This window comes from Methylomonas sp. 11b, from assembly GCF_000515215.1.
In the GTDB taxonomy this organism is placed as follows: Bacteria; Pseudomonadota; Gammaproteobacteria; order Methylococcales; family Methylomonadaceae; genus Methylomonas.
On sequence record NZ_KI911557.1, the window covers coordinates 3,865,281 to 3,880,768 of the forward strand.

At 53.3% G+C, this 15,488-nt stretch carries 21 protein-coding genes; 16 read left to right on the forward strand and 5 right to left on the reverse strand.

From position 1 onward, the window contains the following. Nucleotides 1–16: 16 nt before the first annotated feature. The 3 genes from METH11B_RS0118580 to METH11B_RS0118590 all read right to left on the reverse strand — a co-directional run bounded on the left by METH11B_RS0118580 (nt 17) and on the right by METH11B_RS0118590 (nt 2,664). Nucleotides 17–412, reverse strand: coding sequence for a hypothetical protein (locus METH11B_RS0118580; protein ID WP_020483361.1), 396 nt, complete (start codon nt 410–412; stop codon nt 17–19). Nucleotides 413–537: 125 nt separating this feature from the next. Further along, nucleotides 538–2,130 (reverse strand): SagB/ThcOx family dehydrogenase, encoded by a 1,593-nt coding sequence (locus tag METH11B_RS0118585; protein WP_026603312.1) that lies wholly within the window; start codon nt 2,128–2,130, stop codon nt 538–540. 264 nt (nt 2,131–2,394) lie between these two features. Next, the gene (locus METH11B_RS0118590; protein WP_026603313.1) at nt 2,395–2,664 is read right to left on the reverse strand and encodes a nitrogen fixation protein NifZ; all 270 of its coding nucleotides are present in this window, start codon (nt 2,662–2,664) and stop codon (nt 2,395–2,397) included. 196 nt (nt 2,665–2,860) lie between these two features. On the opposite strand from METH11B_RS0118590, the gene METH11B_RS0118600 reads away from it, so the two are divergent. The 4 genes from METH11B_RS0118600 (at nt 2,861) to METH11B_RS0118615 (ending at nt 5,749) form a co-directional block, all read left to right on the forward strand. Beyond that, nucleotides 2,861–3,217: a HesB/IscA family protein gene (locus tag METH11B_RS0118600; protein ID WP_020483357.1), complete on the forward strand. Its 357-nt coding sequence runs from the start codon at nt 2,861–2,863 to the stop codon at nt 3,215–3,217. Nucleotides 3,218–3,235: 18 nt separating this feature from the next. Further along, nucleotides 3,236–4,147, forward strand: a complete 912-nt coding sequence (nifU, locus tag METH11B_RS0118605; RefSeq protein WP_020483356.1) for a Fe-S cluster assembly protein NifU — start codon at nt 3,236–3,238, stop codon at nt 4,145–4,147. Continuing rightward, entirely contained in the window at nt 4,140–5,354 is a 1,215-nt protein-coding gene (gene nifS / locus METH11B_RS0118610) for a cysteine desulfurase NifS (protein WP_026603314.1), read from the forward strand. Before nifU ends, nifS begins: the two co-directional genes overlap by 8 nt. A 134-nt stretch (nt 5,355–5,488) precedes the next feature. Further along, entirely contained in the window at nt 5,489–5,749 is a 261-nt protein-coding gene (locus METH11B_RS0118615; RefSeq protein WP_026603315.1) for a hypothetical protein, read from the forward strand. A gap of 184 nt (nt 5,750–5,933) precedes the next feature. On the opposite strand, the gene METH11B_RS0118620 is transcribed toward METH11B_RS0118615, so the two are convergent. Both METH11B_RS0118620 and METH11B_RS0118625 read right to left on the reverse strand, forming a co-directional pair. Further along, entirely contained in the window at nt 5,934–6,161 is a 228-nt protein-coding gene (locus METH11B_RS0118620; RefSeq protein ID WP_026603316.1) for a hypothetical protein, read from the reverse strand. Between the two features lie 93 nt (nt 6,162–6,254). Further along, entirely contained in the window at nt 6,255–7,232 is a 978-nt protein-coding gene (locus METH11B_RS0118625; RefSeq protein ID WP_026603317.1) for an SGNH/GDSL hydrolase family protein, read from the reverse strand. A 463-nt stretch (nt 7,233–7,695) separates the two neighbouring features. On the opposite strand from METH11B_RS0118625, the gene nifV reads away from it, so the two are divergent. The 12 genes from nifV (at nt 7,696) to METH11B_RS0118690 (ending at nt 15,153) form a co-directional block, all read left to right on the forward strand. After that, nucleotides 7,696–8,817, forward strand: a complete 1,122-nt coding sequence (gene nifV, locus METH11B_RS0118635) for a homocitrate synthase (RefSeq protein ID WP_026603318.1) — start codon at nt 7,696–7,698, stop codon at nt 8,815–8,817. An 11-nt stretch (nt 8,818–8,828) separates the two neighbouring features. Beyond that, nucleotides 8,829–8,996 (forward strand): hypothetical protein, encoded by a 168-nt coding sequence (locus METH11B_RS29540; RefSeq protein ID WP_192393148.1) that lies wholly within the window; start codon nt 8,829–8,831, stop codon nt 8,994–8,996. Then, a complete protein-coding gene (cysE, locus tag METH11B_RS0118645) occupies nt 8,996–9,769 on the forward strand; it encodes a serine O-acetyltransferase (RefSeq protein ID WP_026603319.1) in 774 nt (257 codons plus the stop codon). Before METH11B_RS29540 ends, cysE begins: the two co-directional genes overlap by 1 nt. A 5-nt stretch (nt 9,770–9,774) precedes the next feature. Continuing rightward, nucleotides 9,775–10,308 carry a hypothetical protein gene (locus tag METH11B_RS0118650; protein ID WP_051427074.1) on the forward strand — a complete coding sequence of 178 codons (534 nt, stop codon included), beginning with the start codon at nt 9,775–9,777 and terminating at the stop codon, nt 10,306–10,308. Nucleotides 10,309–10,382: 74 nt separating this feature from the next. Further along, complete coding sequence (locus METH11B_RS30015; RefSeq protein ID WP_256438917.1) at nt 10,383–10,505, forward strand: hypothetical protein; 123 nt, start codon at nt 10,383–10,385, stop codon at nt 10,503–10,505. 5 nt (nt 10,506–10,510) lie between these two features. After that, a complete protein-coding gene (gene nifW, locus METH11B_RS0118660) occupies nt 10,511–10,825 on the forward strand; it encodes a nitrogenase-stabilizing/protective protein NifW (RefSeq protein ID WP_026146992.1) in 315 nt (104 codons plus the stop codon). Next, nucleotides 10,822–11,298, forward strand: coding sequence for a nitrogen fixation protein NifZ (locus METH11B_RS0118665; protein ID WP_020483343.1), 477 nt, complete (start codon nt 10,822–10,824; stop codon nt 11,296–11,298). The genes nifW and METH11B_RS0118665 overlap by 4 nt, the downstream gene beginning before the upstream one ends. After that, nucleotides 11,298–12,152: a nitrogen fixation protein NifM gene (gene nifM / locus METH11B_RS0118670; RefSeq protein ID WP_026603321.1), complete on the forward strand. Its 855-nt coding sequence runs from the start codon at nt 11,298–11,300 to the stop codon at nt 12,150–12,152. The genes METH11B_RS0118665 and nifM overlap by 1 nt, the downstream gene beginning before the upstream one ends. A gap of 1 nt (nt 12,153) precedes the next feature. After that, complete coding sequence (gene clpX / locus METH11B_RS0118675; protein ID WP_020483341.1) at nt 12,154–13,455, forward strand: ATP-dependent Clp protease ATP-binding subunit ClpX; 1,302 nt, start codon at nt 12,154–12,156, stop codon at nt 13,453–13,455. Nucleotides 13,456–13,529: 74 nt separating this feature from the next. After that, on the forward strand, nt 13,530–14,147 hold the full coding sequence (gene grxD / locus METH11B_RS0118680) for a Grx4 family monothiol glutaredoxin (RefSeq protein WP_026603322.1): 618 nt from the start codon (nt 13,530–13,532) through the stop codon (nt 14,145–14,147). 24 nt (nt 14,148–14,171) lie between these two features. After that, complete coding sequence (locus METH11B_RS0118685; protein ID WP_020483339.1) at nt 14,172–14,702, forward strand: flavodoxin; 531 nt, start codon at nt 14,172–14,174, stop codon at nt 14,700–14,702. Between the two features lie 10 nt (nt 14,703–14,712). After that, entirely contained in the window at nt 14,713–15,153 is a 441-nt protein-coding gene (locus tag METH11B_RS0118690; protein WP_026603323.1) for a SoxR reducing system RseC family protein, read from the forward strand. Nucleotides 15,154–15,488 lie beyond the last annotated feature (335 nt).

Sequence of the window (15,488 nt, forward strand, 5' to 3'; positions counted from 1 at the left end):
CTTGGCGCGGCCCGGATCAATCAATTTGTTCCAATACCACCGGCTTGGCGCTAAATACTTCGGCAACCAGTTCTAGTTGCGCGGCAAATAGCGGCAGGGTTGGAATTTTCCAGGCTTTGCCGGTGAATTTGGCCAGGATGTTGTTCAGCCAAAGCCGGTCGGAATTGGCGCGGTGAATAATAAAACGATAGGACTCGCCGTCGTTGAATACCGCAAAGTCTTCCAGCGTGACTTCTATGGTGTGCTCCTCGCCGTAAAGCCGGGTCTGCACATAAACCTTACGGGCATCGAGATCGAAATTAAATTGGGTTAACTCCGCGATACCTTTCATGATGATGTTCGCGCCCCAAATGATCAGGGCGTTGGGCGTTAATTTGATGATAAAGCGGATCACGTTGGATTTAAAACTCATGGCGGGCCTTCATATGTTGGCAGGGATAAAGTCATGATTTTAAACATTGTTGGCGGGATTGTTTCGTAAATATTTCAACGCGGCTCGCCCGCTCGCCAAACCCAAGCTAATCGGGCGTTCGCGACCTATTGGCTCAAATGCGCGTAGGCCGGAAACGTTTGCAAACGACTGTCATCCAGCGGTTCGCCGATAGTAAAGTGATACAGACTTTGCCAGTCGTTATCCTTTAAACCCAACACGCCATGCACTGCATCATCAAAGAAGCAGCCGATGCCGGTGCCGCGCACGCCCGCGGCTTCCGCTTCCAGGTACAAAATCTGTCCCAGCAAGCCGCTTTCCCAAAATAGCCGGCGATAGCGCCAAGCTTCGGCTTCCACATTCTCTGAAAAGCGCGCCAACATGCCTAAGTTAAATGCGCTGTCGCTGGCGATGGGTTGGTGGCAGGACAGGGTTTTCGCAGCTTGCCTGATGTTGCCGGCCGTCAGTCGATAAAATTCGAACGGCGCTTCGACTGATTGCCATTCAAAGTCGGCGGAACAAGCCTGTTTTAATTCCGTCGCCGCATCCGTGGTACGCGGTAGTAAATACAGGCCCGGCTCCAGACCCGCTACCCGATGCACGAATAAGACGATATTGATTTGCGCCGGCCAGTTCCAGGCCGTAAAGGGTGGTTTTGAATTTGGCATTAGCGCAGCCAGCATGCGATGAAAGTCGGCCAGCGGTAGATCCAGCGATTTGCCGTTGAAATGCTGCGCACTGCGGCGTTGGCGAATCAGACGGCTGGCAGGGAGATTGAGGCTGGGCGGGGGCAGATCCAGGCTCGGCAGCGTTACTCGTTCCGCAGTGGTGGCGGGCTTTATAGCCTGCGCGGAGACTTCGTCGATAATCGGCCAGCGGTAAAAATGCCGGCCGCTTAAACGTTCGGCTTTCCCGAACCATTCGGCGCTTTGGGCAAGCGCCGGCAAATCTGCAGTGGAGAGCGTGCCATCGGCGGTTTGGCTTGTGTGCAGCCGACAGAATAAATCCGGCGCCTCATGTTCGGTAGCGACAAAATCGTCGCTGCGATCCAGCCCCAACCAAGCGGCGATGTCAGCATCGGCAGTCTCGCCGAGCAACTCTATCGACCAACCCAAGCAAGCGGCGGCGTAACTTAACGCTGCCAAAGCGTGGCCTATATCATGTTGGCAATAGCGAAAGGCCCGTTCGCCGTATTTCCAAGCTTCCCGCCAGTGGACGGATGACAGACCTATATAAACTTCCTTTGTCGCCGTATCGGCCGTAAATCGGCTGCGGCGTTCCAGATGATGATCGTGACTGACATAGTGATATGCGCCGGGCTGCAATAAGTCCGGGTCGGTGCAAAGCAAATAGGCCTCGGTCGGATGTAAGTTGCCACTGGAGGGATTGCAGCGCAAGGCCCAGCGGTCCGGTCCGAATTGCTTCCATGCCGACAAACCTAAAGACAGTTCTAATAACAGACCCAGATTGGCCAGGTTTAAAGACTGCGGCTCTATCCGTTCCGGTTTGTCCAAGTCAGCGAACAAACAACTTAGCTCGGCGCCAGGCGGCGGCAGTTTCACCGCTTCGCAGCCGCTAAAACGCCGAAACGGATTGGGTTGGTCGTCCCAATCCAACGATTCCGGGCCTTTGGCGTAGGCATTTAATTGATGTTTGGTGCGGTTGTGGTATTGGATGACGGACTCGGAAGGAGTTGGCATGGGTTGGCCTTAATTAAGCTGGGTGTATATTCATTCAAGCACACGCCATGCCTCGGCGCATGCAAACCTTTGATTGCGGCGATTCCTGACGCTTGTTGGAAGGCTGCGCGGCGGGACATTGGTGGGCCGGGCACGGCATTCCCACGCGAGAGCGTAGGAATGTTACAAAGCCAGTCGCCACTTGGCCCAGGGCAATCGCCAATACTTCGACGGGACGAGACGCTCGGCGGCTAAACCACCTGTCTAATGCTGGGCGGAATCGGGTTAATGGGTAACTAACTCTTTTTCCGGAACGACCAAGTCCTCGGTCCAGCACCCAATCGGCCGGCCCAGATTTAGATCCTGGTCTTCGAAGCGGACTAAAAAAACCGTGAGTCCAGGATCTTCCTCGACATGTCCTTTCATCACGATCACGCCGCGGGCGCCTTCCTGCGCCAGCACTTCGCCTTCTTCGCTGTCCGGCATACTGCCATCGTCAACAATCGTATGCGCGGCGTACACCACGTCGCCCAAATCCAAATCTTCTACGTTCATGCTGTGCTCCTGTGAGAGTTTTGTAGTAAAGCCGACAAACGCTCTCGGTTTGTTGTGAAACGGCGTGCCGATTAAGGTTGGCCATCTGCCGGCGAGTGAGCAATTTCAGCGGCTTAGCCGAAATTTTCGCGTATGGCATGCTGGTTGCTTTATCTGTTTACAAAATCAATGCCAAACCCGTTCAGGAGACTTAAAGATGATTACATTAACCGAAAGCGCCATTCAAGCCGTGGGCCGTTTTATCAGCAGTTCCGACAAGCCGACCGGTGGGCTGCGCATCGAAGTGACCGATGGCGGTTGTTCCGGGTTGTCTTACGGCATGAAACTGGAAGCGAAAGAAAATCAAGATGACACCGTTATCGATTGTGGCGCCGTCAAAGTGTTTGTAGACCCGTTGAGCCTGCCCAGCCTGGATGGCATGTCTATCGATTTCGTCGATAGCCTGGAAGGTTCTGGCTTCAAATTTACCAATCCCAACGCGGTTAAAAGCTGTGCCTGCGGATCATCGTTTACCACCGGAGACGCCGGCGGTACACCAAAAACCTGTTCTTAAGAATTCGAGGAAATAGCTATGTGGGATTATTCAGATAAAGTAAAAGATCACTTCTTCAACCCAAAAAATGCCGGCGCGGTTGCGGGTGCTAATGCCATTGGCGAAGTGGGTTCCATCAGTTGCGGCGACGCTTTGCGTTTGACCTTGAAGGTCAACGACGACACTGAAGTGATCGAAGATGCCGGTTTTCAAACCTTCGGTTGTGGCTCGGCGATTGCGTCTTCTTCAGTGCTGACCGAAATCATCAAAGGCCTGACTTTAGACGAAGCCTTAAAAGTCACCAACCAAGACATCGCCGCCGAATTGGACGGCCTGCCACCGGAAAAAATGCACTGTTCAGTCATGGGCCGGGAAGCCTTGCAAGCGGCTGTTGCTAACTATCGCGGCGAAGAGTGGAAAGACGATCATGAAGAAGGCGCCCTGGTTTGCAAATGCTTTGCCATCGATGCGGTGATGATCGAAGAAATGGTCTGGGCTAACAAGTTGCGTACTGTTGAAGACGTGACCAACTACACCAAAGCCGGCGGAGGTTGCGCGGCCTGCCACGAAGACATCGAAGCAATCCTGGAAAAAGTTCTGAAAGAGCGCGGCGAGACTTTCGACCCGAATGCGGCGCCGGTCGCCAAACCCGAGCCTGTGGTTGCCAAAGGCCCGCTGACCAACCTGCAACGCATCAAGAAAATCGAAGAAGTGATCATGTCCTTCCGTCCGCAATTGATGGCCGACGGCGGCGACGTGGAATTAGTGGAAGTGGTCGACAAAACCGCTTACGTGAATATGACCGGCGCTTGCAACGGTTGCCAAATGTCTGCCATGACCATTGCCGGCATTCAGCAACGTTTGATGGAAGTGATGGGCGAATTCATTAAGGTCGTGCCGGCCTCGCAAATGCCGAAACTGGTCACGATTGAGGAGGCCAGTCATGCCTGATATTTATCTGGATAACAACGCGACCACCAAGGTGGACAGCGCGGTAGTCGATGTGATGATCCCTTATTTTACCGAGTACTTTGGTAATCCATCGTCTATCCATCGCTTCGCCGACGGCGTGGCTAAAGCCATCAAGAAGGCGCGCTCGCAAGTGCAAGAGTTGATTGGTGCCGAGCACGATTCGGAGATTATTTTCACATCCTGCGGCACGGAATCCGATTCGACGGCAATCTTGTCGGCGATCAAGGCCCAGCCCAATCGTAAGGAAATCATCACCACCTCGGTGGAACATCCGGCTATTTTGGCTTTGTGCGAAAACCTGGAGAAAGAGGGCTACACGATACATCGCATGCCGGTGGACAAATGCGGCCGCTTGAATCTGGAAGCTTACAAAAACCTGTTATCCGACGAAGTGGCGATTGTGTCGGTGATGTGGGCGAACAACGAAACCGGCACCATCTTTCCGGTGGTGGAAATGGCTGAAATGGCCAATGCGGCCGGCGTGATGTTCCATACCGATGCGGTGCAGGCGGTCGGCAAGATTCCGATGATGTTGCAAGACACCAAGATCGATATGTTGTCGATTTCCGGCCACAAATTGCATGCACCCAAAGGTATAGGTGTGTTGTATCTGCGCCGCGGTACCCGTTTTCGTCCGTTATTACGCGGAGGTCATCAAGAGCGCGGTCGTCGGGCCGGTACTGAAAATACCGCGTCGATTGTCGGCTTGGGTAAAGCCTGCGAACTGGCGCTGGAGCACATGGAATACGAAAACGTGCAGGTCAAAGCCATGCGCGACCGCCTGGAGCAAGGTATCATTGCCGCCGTGCCGCACTGCTTTATCACCGGCGATTTGAACAACCGCTTGCCCAATACCACTGACATTGCGTTCGAGTATATCGAGGGCGAAGCGATTTTGATGCTGTTGAACAAAGCGGGTATCGCGGCTTCCAGCGGTTCGGCGTGTACCTCGGGTTCTCTGGAGCCTTCGCACGTGATGCGGGCGATGGACATTCCTTACACCGCCGCGCACGGTACTATCCGCTTTTCCTTCTCGCGCTATAACACTATGAACGAAGTCGACGAAGTCCTGAAAGTGATGCCAAGCATTGTCGCCACTTTGCGGAAACTGTCGCCTTATTGGGACAGCATCAACAACGAACCGGTTGCTGATCCGGAACAGGCCTTCCAGCCGACTTATGCTTGATTGAGCGCATCAATTGGTCGGGTTTGCTCTGGTGATAAATCATGCCAGGCGCAATCCGGCCAGTTTGGTTTTGAGTTTTGAATCAACGCGGCTGAAGCCGGTGTTGTAACCAATAATTTTGACTGAGGATTGTTATGGCTGAGACGCTTGCTGATTTACACGCGGTATTGTCCAAGATGGAAGCCGCATTGAGTTCCATCACCGAATTCAACGCGGAAGTGCTTGAGTTTGTTGATGTCCACTATTCGACGTTGTTGAATGATCAAAAAGTCGTCCAGGTTTTCAAGAATGTTGGTGACGCCGAGGATGAATTGCAAAGACAACTGAATTTTCTGCGTTCAAGGTTGGCCGCCGGCATAGCAGAATTCAAATCGGTTTGTGAAGCCGAAAGTTGAACGCTGTAAGCCAACACCTTGGCTTAAATCGTTAGCCCAGTCCTAGTTTGCCCCGAGGCTTTAGCAGATTGCGATGTTTCGGAGTTGTTAGTTGCATTGATGCTCAATGATTGTCGGCTTATCTCAGGACCCAAAAAAGGCGGTTGAGCAACCGCCTTTTCTGCATTTTGCAGGAGCAGTTCGCTCAAACCCTTCTGGTTTTTCGGGTAAGGCCCTGGCCAGCCTTTTTAAGGCTAACGACCCAGCCGGCAAACCCGGAAACAAACAACCAAATGCCAGTTGGAATCGGTACGGCCGCGGGTGCGGCTACATCAAAGGCAATCTCGCCAATTTCCGAAACCCGATAGGCTTCGTAATAAGAGTTGATTTTTAAGCGCACGTAGCGCGCTTCGCTGTCAACCAAGTCGAACACCGTTCAAGCAGCCGGGTGACACCGGCCCGAATCCAACAGCGGCAAAGCAGGTGAAAACAGCCGAGGCACTCGCCGCTTTCACCGAGCAATGACTTAAGCCGGACGGCGTTTGGCGAAAAGTAATCCCATCAGTCCACTAACCAAGAATACGATGGATCCAGGCAGCGGCACTTGGCTGACTACTGCGCCGGCAAAAAGTGCATGCACTTGCGTAGTTGGATGGAAATCGTCCCAAAATACCCGGCTGGCCGGATCGGAACAAACGTCAGGCAAGCTGACACAAGCTTCCGTGCTGTTGGTAAAGCCGTAAGCGGTTGGATTTTGGATCACAGCGGTAAAAAAATTATACGCATCGAATTCCACAATTTGAGTATTGGGCGACAACAAGGACAGTGCGTCGAGTCGGTTGGTTAGTTCCTGGTTGAATGTCAATGAATAATTCTGTGCTGCCATTAACACGTTTGACGGCAGAGATTGCGCGAACGGGGTGATGCTCAAGTCCGGCAAATTCGGCACCACGATATGTTGTGCGCCATAGCCGATTAGCGCGCCGACATAGTTGGCAATATTTGCCGCTGCTGCTGTCGCGGAGTTACCCGTCAAAAAGTCGTTGGCCCCACCCCAGACAAAAAATAGCGAATCCGGAGTTACCGCCGCAGTGAATTGCGCTGAAAACAAACCGAATTGTTGTGCCATGCCTGGGGCAAGTAATGAGCCTTGGCTGGTTTGGCTGCCGCCATCGCCCTCATTGCCTATCCCCGTCGTTGAGCCGGCTACCGCGAAATTAAAAAAATTGCCGGCATTACCTCCACCCGAAAGCGCTGAGTTGGCTATATATTCCGCGGCTGTCGGACCGTTGCTGATGCGGCCCTGGTAATAAGGCGGGCAGGGGTGGTCAGAATCGCATTTTCCGCCCAGGTTATAGGCGCTCAGTACCGAGGAAGCGCTAGATCCGCTGTCGGAGAGGCTGTCGCCGAATACGAATAAATTTGAAAAAGGTGTCGCACCAACTTGGCTGCTTGCCAGGAGCGATGCGAAAAATAGTGCAATTGAATAGGGCTTTTTTGTCATGTTTGTCTCCAGTAGTGATCTGTCAATCGGTGAAATGAAAGCGTTCATAAATAAACAACAGTATTGCCGAAGCGCATATCGTCGTCATGCGGCGGCAAGAGCCGGATGCCGGCGGAATAGTGCGGATCGAGGCATCGGGAGCGGTCTCAATCAACGCAACCGAATTGAGACTCTATCAGCCTAACTCAGGAGGGACGTTCTCGGCAACTGCCAACAGTTTGCCGGTGGTGCCGAAATTTTATACGTTCACAGCCTCGTTTGCAGTCACGATGATAAATTGTCGTGTTTGCGACAATTCGTCTTGCTCTTCCGAGCTTGTCTTGTCGACATCCTGCCAATACCTTCGCTCAAGCCATAATTCTTCAAGCTTTTTCAGTTGGCAAGTCTTTTGCATCAATCCTATCGAAGGCGTTATTCACGCTCCGGTTTTCTAATCTTTAACTTTGCGACTCAAGGTTTAACCATGAAAAGCAACTCCAACATCATCATCGACGACACCACGCTCCGCGATGGCGAGCAGTCGGCTGGCGTGGTGTTCTCGCTGGCGGAAAAGTTAGCGATTGCCGCACAGTTGTCCGCGTTGGGTGTGCCTGAATTGGAGATTGGAATTCCGGCCATGGGCGCACAGGAACGGGACGAAATCAAAGCCATCGCCGCGTTAAAACTGCCCAGCAATTTATTGGTGTGGTCCAGAATGCGCGATGACGATTTGCAGCATTGTCTGGGTTTGGGCGTGACCAGTATCGATCTGTCCATTTCCGCTTCCGACCAACACATTCAACACAAACTCAAACAAAGCCGGGCCTGGGTGCTGGCCACCATCGAACGCTGTGTGAAAACTGCGGTTGATGCCGGTATGCAGGTATGTGTGGGCGCCGAGGATGCTTCCCGCGCCGACAGCGATTTTCTGGCGTTGATGGCCGAAGCGGCGCAAGCAGCCGGTGCGTACCGGATCCGCTTCGCCGACACGGTCGGCATCATGGAGCCGTTCGGCGTCTTCGAAGCGATACGCAAACTGCGCGCCGTCACCGATATGGACATTGAAATGCACGCCCATGATGATCTGGGGCTGGCAACCGCCAACACCCTGGCCGCGGCATTCGCCGGCGCTACCCACGTCAATACCACCGTCAACGGCTTAGGAGAACGGGCCGGTAATGCCGCTTTAGAAGAAGTGGTGGTGGGCTTGAAACAGCTTTACGGCTTTGAAACCGGTGTGGATTTGCGCAATTTTCCCGGCCTGTCCCGTCAGGTGGCGACCGCTTCCGGCGATACGATAGGCAGCCGCAAAAGTTTGATCGGCCGCGATGTGTTCAGCCACGAAGCCGGTATCCACGTTGATGGCTTGCTAAAAGATCCTAACAATTATCAAGGCGTGGACCCTGCCTTGGTCGGCCGTAGCCACCAGTTGGTGCTGGGTAAACATTCCGGTAGTCAAGGCGTGATGCACGCCTACAAACAACTAGGCATCCAAATTAACCGCTGGCAGGCCGGCCGCCTGCTGCCGCTGATTCGCGAGTTTGTCAGTTTGCACAAACGCGCACCGCAATCGACCGATTTGAATCAATTTTTACACAGCCTATAGTGAGGTGTCAGATGAGTAGCAATCGTCAAAAACCAGCCGTGCCCAGCACCGCAAAAGTGGACGTACCGCAGCAAACTGTGGCGCAGCACGAACTGCCGGATGACCGTTACCCCGGTTCGTTCTTCCGGGTGCCCGGCGTGCCTATGCCCGGTAAAACCACCTGGAGCTTGGCAAAATGATGTTCTTCTCGCCGTCGCGTCCCAGCGTTGCATCCGGACTCTGGCAAGACTGGCGCGACGATGTGGCTTGCGTGTTTGCCCGGGACCCGGCAGCGCGCGGTTTACCGGAAGTGTTACTGGCTTACCCCGGCGTGCATGCCGTGTTGCTGCATCGGGTGACTAATCGCTTGTGGCATGCCGATTGGAAATTGACTGCACGCTTATTGGCAGCTTTTGCCCGCTGGCTGACCAACGTCGATATTCATCCGGGTGCGACGATAGGTAAACGCTTTTTTATCGATCACGGCGCCGGAGTGGTGATCGGCGAAACCGCCGAGATCGGTAACGACGTGACGATGTATCACGGCGTGACGCTGGGCGGCACCACCTGGAACAAGGAAAAACGCCATCCGACGCTAGGCAACAATGTGTTGATCGGTGCCGGTGCCAAGATCCTCGGTGCGATCAATCTGGGTGATAACGTCCGGGTCGGCGCCAACTCGGTGGTGATTAAAGACGTGCCGCCATGCTGCACCGTCATCGGCATTCCCGGCCGGATTATCCAGCAAAAAGGAATAAAAATTCAGGATCCACGCGGTATCGATCTGGACCACCATTTGGTGCCGGACCCGGTCGGCAAAGCGCTGAGTTGCTTGGTGGACCGTTTGGACGAATTGGAAAACAATCAAAAACGCTTTGTGGTAGCGGAAGAAACCTGCGGCAGCTGCGAAGCGGAAGGTGTCTGCCACGGCGAAGAAGTGGTGGTCCTGAAGCAGGCGGCGGGTGGCAAGTGATGGAAATGGATCTGTTGCAATTCGACGCCAAGGATCTGTACTACGAGAAGGCGGACAGCCAGGAAGTGGAGGACTTAATCCAATACGCTTCCGAACTCTACGCCAGCGGCGAAGCGGAACTGCCGCTATTACAAGCCTATTTGCGGGCGCCGGAATCCTTGAATGTGCTGGTGTCGCTAAATCGATTTTATTACTACCAGCATCGCTTGACCGAAGCTTTGTTGATTTCCGAGAGAGCGTTGGAGCTGATACGGCCCGGCATCGATTTCCCGGAAGATTGGCGGCAATTGGAAAGAGCGCATATCAGCGAAGCGCCGAAAGACTTGCTGACCCGGATCAGGCTGTATTTGTTCACCTTGAAATCCATCGGCTTTTTGAATATGCGCTTGGAAAACCTGGAACTGAGCAAGGCGATTTTTGAAAAATTGGTGTCATTGGATGACAAAGACCGGATCGGTGCACGCGGCTTGCTGGAGTTAGTCGTGCGTCGTCAAGAAGCGGCAGAAGGCATTTTCCGGATGCCGGAAGTTTTCGGGTAGGCATCGCCCGCTAATCAGATGCAAACGATAAGTGATGTTTGTTGTTCCGCGCAATTAACCTAAAGGTGATCGCCATGATGAAGAAACAAAAATCCGATCCATTTTTGGCCCAAACAGCTGTGATGCTGGTGGTTTTATTAGTGGTGTACGCATTGGGAGAACAACCTGCCAATCTTGATCACCTGATGATGAGGTAATGACGATGAGTTTAGAAGAAGATATGGAAGAGCTGGAAGCCGCGGAAGATTTTCTGCGGTATTTCGAGCTGGAATACGATACTACCGTCGTCCACGTCAACCGGCTACATATCCTGCAGCGCTTCCACAATTATCTGAGTCAAGCCGGCGAGAACATGCCGGAAGACGAAGATGCGCAACGGGAAGTCTACAAAAAGCTGTTGCATCGGGCTTACAGCGACTTCGTGGACTCCGACGCACAGACCGAAAAAGTATTTAAGGTCTTTAAGATGATGGAGCCGCAAACCGTGTTTGTTTCCCTAGGGGATATTAAAACATGATAGACGAACGTTACGATGAAGAGCGCTTCGAATTCGGCGAGCGTGTTAGGCTGACACGTAACGTCCGCAACGATGGCACGTATCCTGGCATGGATGTCGGCGACTTTTTGCTGCGCCGGGGTAGTGTCGGCAACGTGATTGAAGTGGGCACTTTCTTGCAAGATCAAGTGATCTACACCGTGCATTTTTTGGATGCGGGACGCATGGTAGGCTGCCGGGCCGAAGAATTGATCCCGGCCGATGCGCCCTGGAACCCAAGCCGTTTCGAGTTCCGCGACCAGGTGGTGTGCACGATAGACATCCCCACCCAAGAGGGCAGTTACCCCGCCGGCACCCAAGGTGAAATCCTGAAAGTATTGCGGGACAGCGATCCAATGCTCTACCACGTGCGTTTTCCGGGTAAAACCATGCAGGTACCCGAGAGCGTGCTGGAGCCGGCGGACCCGGCTACGTTTAAAGAACCGGAGGCATAATGATGAGCCAGACGTCGATAGAGCCTTACACCCTGTTGCGCGCCGCCTTGAGCCTGTTCCAGAAGGCACCGGCCGAGTTGGAGCAACTGCAATTGCGCCAGGTGGAAGTGCAAGCCAAAAACGAATACGAAATCGAAGGCCGGGTATTGAATTCGGCGGAAGCGACTGGCGTGGTGATTTCCGACACCGAACTGGATAGAGCCTATAAGGAAGTGCGCGGCCGCTTCGAAGACGAAGAGGCATTTTTAACGGCATTGAGCGCCAACGATTTAGATATTGATAAACTCAAAGCGGCTTTGTATCGGCAGTGCAAAGTCGATGCGGTGATGGATAGAGTGGCCGCCCGCGCGCCCAAGGTCAACGAGGTGGAAATCGGCATTTTCTACCACTCGCACCCGGAAAAATTCCACAAACCTGAGACACGTCAGGCCAGACATATTTTGATCAGTATCAATCCGGATTACCCGGATAACACCCGCGAGGCCGCCTGGCGGCGAATTAACGAGATTGTCGGCACCTTGAAACGCAAGCCGCATAAATTTGCCGATCTGGCGCTGAAATATTCGGAATGTCCGACGGCGGTGCAGGGCGGTGAAGTGGGTACGGTAGCCAAAGGCACCTTGTTTCCGGAACTGGATGCGGTATTGTTTAGTTTGAAAGAAGACGCCATCAGCGATGTGGTGGAAACCGAGATGGGCTTTCATGTCATTCATTGCATGAAAATCATCCACGCTGAAACCATGTCCTTAAAAAAAGCGACACCGAAGATTCAGCAGATCATGCAGGATCGTTACCGCAGAAATTGCCAGCGCACGTGGCTGGCCAGTCTGCCCGCAGTTAACAGGAGTGCCTAACATGGTAAAAGAACCCAAACATTGTTCGTTTTGCGGTATCGAAGCGTCGGCGGCCGTGCCGATGATCGCCGGCACGGAAGGCTACATCTGCGAAGCTTGCGTGATGTTGGCCAGCCAGGTGGTATCCAGCTGGGGCAAGAAAAAAGAATTGGCCGATATGCAAGGGCCATTGCCCAAGCCGGCGGAAATGAAAGCCATGCTCGACCAGTATGTGATCGGTCAGGATTTGGCTAAGGAAATTTTGTCGGTAGCGGTGTATAACCATTACAAACGCCTGAAAAACGTCAGCCGTAAAGCCGGCGGTCTGGGCGAGTCCGATGACAGTGTGGAAATCGGTAAATCCAATATCTTGATGATAGGCCCTTCCGGAACCGGCAAAACTTTGCTGGCCAGTACGCTGGCAAAAATCGTCGGCGTACCGTTTGCCGTTGCTGATGCGACGACCTTGACTCAGGCCGGTTACGTCGGCGACGACGTCGAAAATATCCTGGTGCGCTTGCTGGACGTGGCCGACGGCCAGATCAGCAGAGCTGAGTGGGGCATGGTTTACATCGATGAAGTAGACAAGATTGCCCGCAGCCCGGAGCAAGCCTTCGGTACGCGCGACGTCTCCGGCGAGGGCGTGCAGCAAGCCTTGTTGCGACTGGTGGAAGGCTCGCAAGTTAAAGTCTCCGCCAAGGGGCGGCGTAAGGATCACAGCGGTAACGACTCGGTGATGATCGACACCAGCAATATATTGTTTATTGCCGGTGGGGCGTTTCCGGGCTTGGAAAAGCATGTCGAAAAACGTTTGTTGCCGCCGAAAACCGCTATCGGTTTCCATGCCGAAGTCAGCAATCCCGACGACAAACCGACGCTGGAAGCGATGTTAAACGCCACGCAGCCCGACGATTTGAAACGCTTTGGCTTGATCCCGGAATTTATCGGCCGCTTCCCGGTACTGGCACCGTTGGAGCCGTTGGACGTGGACGCCTTGATTCAAGTCTTGACCGAACCGAAAAACGCCTTGGTCAAACAATACCAACATCTGTTTGCCTTCGACGATGTCGAGCTGGAGTTCACCCAGGATGCGTTGGCGGAAATCGCCGAAAAAGCCATCGCCCGCAACACCGGCGCCAGAGGCCTACGCGGCATCATGGAGCACGTTTTGCGCCGCACCATGTTCGATTTACCCTCCAGGCCCGACGTCGAGCGCTGCATCGTGAATGCCGAGGTGATACGCGGTGAAGCGGAAATTGAAGTGGTGCCGCGCGACAAACCTACTGACGGTGATGATTTGAAACGCTTATCGGGCGGGGAATAATTTTGGCGGCCGGGCTGCGCAAGCTGAAGCCCAGCCGTTGCATTGAAAAGTTTTAGTTAATCGAGAAACCTACTATGAGCGTTAAAGAAAAAATCTTGCAACAACTTGCCGAAAATCCGGTGATTATTTATATGAAAGGCGTGCCTAGCGCTCCGGAATGCGGTTTTTCCGCGAAGACTGTCGGCATCTTGAATGAAACCAAGATTCCTTACGCTTATGTCAACGTCTTGCAATCGCCGTTCATCCGCGAAAAACTGCCGTCCATTTCCAAATGGCCGACCTTTCCGCAAGTGTTCATCAAAGGCGAATTGGTCGGCGGCGCCGACATCGTCGAGTCCATGTATAAGGACGGAACCCTGTTGCCGTTGCTGCAAGCGACGGTTCAGCCCGCCGAGAATGCGGACGCCAGTCAAACCATTACCCATTCCGAAGTGGAAGCCTTGATTCTGGCTTCTTATCCGGGAGCGACCATCGGCATCGAAGGTGCGGGTTGCGACTTAAACATCACCGTGGTCAGCGAATTGTTCGCCGATCAACCTATGATCAAACAACATCAAGGCGTTATGGCGACTCTGAGCGTGCCGCTGGCTTCCGGCCGTTTGCATGCCGTCACTCTGAAGACTCATACGCCTGAAGCTTGGGCCGCGCTCCAGCCGGCGGCCAATCCGGGCTTACTGCAAATTCAAATCTGATCTAGTTAACAAGGAGACAACACTATGGCAAAAGTAGGCATTTTTTTCGGAACCGATACCGGCAACACGCGTAAAGTGGCCAAAACCATTGCTACGAAGTTGGGCGATGCAGCCGACAAACCGGTCAATATCAACAAAGCCTCCGTGGACGATTTATTGGCCTATGATGTATTGATCGTCGGTTCGCCCACGTACGGTGAAGGCGAATTACCGGGCATGAGCGCCGGACACGATAACGAGAGCTGGGAAGAGTTTTTACCAACGCTGGCTGGCGCCGATTTCTCCGGCAAAACCGTGGCTATTTACGGTTTGGGCGACCAGGAAGGTTATCCCGGCAATTTCGTCGATGCCTTGGGCTTTTTATATGACGCCTTTGCCGACGCCGGCGCGACCATCGTCGGCATGACCAGCAGCGAAGGTTACACCTTTAAAAAGTCCAAAGCGCTGTTGGGCGACCAATTCGTCGGTTTGGCCTTGGACGAAGATAACCAGAAAGAACTGAGCGAAGGCAGGCTCAGCGCTTGGCTGGATTCGATTTCCTCCGCCTGGGCTTGATAGGCGAGCCATGATCGAAGAAGCGGCCGTCGTTACCCGCGTTAGCGATGGTCGCACTTGGATTAAAAGTCTGCAAACCAGTGCTTGCAGCGGCTGTGCGCAACATCAGTCCTGCGGCACGGCCACGCTGGCAAAAGTCCTCCCCAAACGCGAGTTTCCAGTCGATTGCGATTTAACATTGCAAGCCGGCGATCATGTGATGGTGGCGATAGACGATGGTCAACTGCTGCTCACATCGTTGCTACTCTACCTGGTGCCGTTGATTTTTATGCTGGTTGGTGTGGGCCTGGCCGAAGCCTGGCTACCCGAGCCATATAATACCGATTACCTACCCGAAGTGGCGTTAACAACATTGCTGGCGGGCTTTTGGTTGATTAACCGCTGCCAAAGTCTACTTCTCCTCCATCTTTGTTTTAAGCCACAAATTGTCAAGAAACTCGGTAACGAGTGATTTTTCGCTTGTTGATACCGGTTGCGATAAAACCCGTCACCCACTCCGATACAAAGGCAGCTAGATTTTGAATGCCTCGGATCGGCCATTTCGGCATACTCAAGACTCTATTTCACTCTCGCCAGGACCATATGCTCTGCGACTCTGCCAACAACCCAAGAGTCGAAGTCCAAAAATTCATGCCCTAAATTTCAATCGGGTACACGCGAACTAGGCGAACGGTTTTATTGGCATTGGTAGGCAAAGAACACAGCAGCCAATCAAATTTTACATTCTCTTTATAAGCAAGCTACTGATTTTTACGATCTTTTTATTCGTCTTTCTGTAAATTAAGC

Bases quoted from the DNA above. Each gene is read 5' to 3' on its own strand.
- METH11B_RS0118580 (WP_020483361.1), bottom strand. From the start codon at position 412: ATGAGTTTTAAATCCAACGTGATCCGCTTTATCATCAAATTAACGCCC.
- METH11B_RS0118585 (WP_026603312.1), bottom strand. From the start codon at position 2,130: ATGCCAACTCCTTCCGAGTCCGTCATCCAATACCACAACCGCACCAAA.
- METH11B_RS0118590 (WP_026603313.1), bottom strand. From the start codon at position 2,664: ATGAACGTAGAAGATTTGGATTTGGGCGACGTGGTGTACGCCGCGCAT.
- METH11B_RS0118600 (WP_020483357.1), top strand. From the start codon at position 2,861: ATGATTACATTAACCGAAAGCGCCATTCAAGCCGTGGGCCGTTTTATC.
- nifU (WP_020483356.1), top strand. From the start codon at position 3,236: ATGTGGGATTATTCAGATAAAGTAAAAGATCACTTCTTCAACCCAAAA.
- nifS (WP_026603314.1), top strand. From the start codon at position 4,140: ATGCCTGATATTTATCTGGATAACAACGCGACCACCAAGGTGGACAGC.
- METH11B_RS0118615 (WP_026603315.1), top strand. From the start codon at position 5,489: ATGGCTGAGACGCTTGCTGATTTACACGCGGTATTGTCCAAGATGGAA.
- METH11B_RS0118625 (WP_026603317.1), bottom strand. From the start codon at position 7,232: ATGACAAAAAAGCCCTATTCAATTGCACTATTTTTCGCATCGCTCCTG.
- nifV (WP_026603318.1), top strand. From the start codon at position 7,696: ATGAAAAGCAACTCCAACATCATCATCGACGACACCACGCTCCGCGAT.
- METH11B_RS29540 (WP_192393148.1), top strand. From the start codon at position 8,829: ATGAGTAGCAATCGTCAAAAACCAGCCGTGCCCAGCACCGCAAAAGTG.
- cysE (WP_026603319.1), top strand. From the start codon at position 8,996: ATGTTCTTCTCGCCGTCGCGTCCCAGCGTTGCATCCGGACTCTGGCAA.
- METH11B_RS0118650 (WP_051427074.1), top strand. From the start codon at position 9,775: ATGGATCTGTTGCAATTCGACGCCAAGGATCTGTACTACGAGAAGGCG.
- METH11B_RS30015 (WP_256438917.1), top strand. From the start codon at position 10,383: ATGATGAAGAAACAAAAATCCGATCCATTTTTGGCCCAAACAGCTGTG.
- nifW (WP_026146992.1), top strand. From the start codon at position 10,511: ATGAGTTTAGAAGAAGATATGGAAGAGCTGGAAGCCGCGGAAGATTTT.
- METH11B_RS0118665 (WP_020483343.1), top strand. From the start codon at position 10,822: ATGATAGACGAACGTTACGATGAAGAGCGCTTCGAATTCGGCGAGCGT.
- nifM (WP_026603321.1), top strand. From the start codon at position 11,298: ATGATGAGCCAGACGTCGATAGAGCCTTACACCCTGTTGCGCGCCGCC.
- clpX (WP_020483341.1), top strand. From the start codon at position 12,154: ATGGTAAAAGAACCCAAACATTGTTCGTTTTGCGGTATCGAAGCGTCG.
- grxD (WP_026603322.1), top strand. From the start codon at position 13,530: ATGAGCGTTAAAGAAAAAATCTTGCAACAACTTGCCGAAAATCCGGTG.
- METH11B_RS0118685 (WP_020483339.1), top strand. From the start codon at position 14,172: ATGGCAAAAGTAGGCATTTTTTTCGGAACCGATACCGGCAACACGCGT.
- METH11B_RS0118690 (WP_026603323.1), top strand. From the start codon at position 14,713: ATGATCGAAGAAGCGGCCGTCGTTACCCGCGTTAGCGATGGTCGCACT.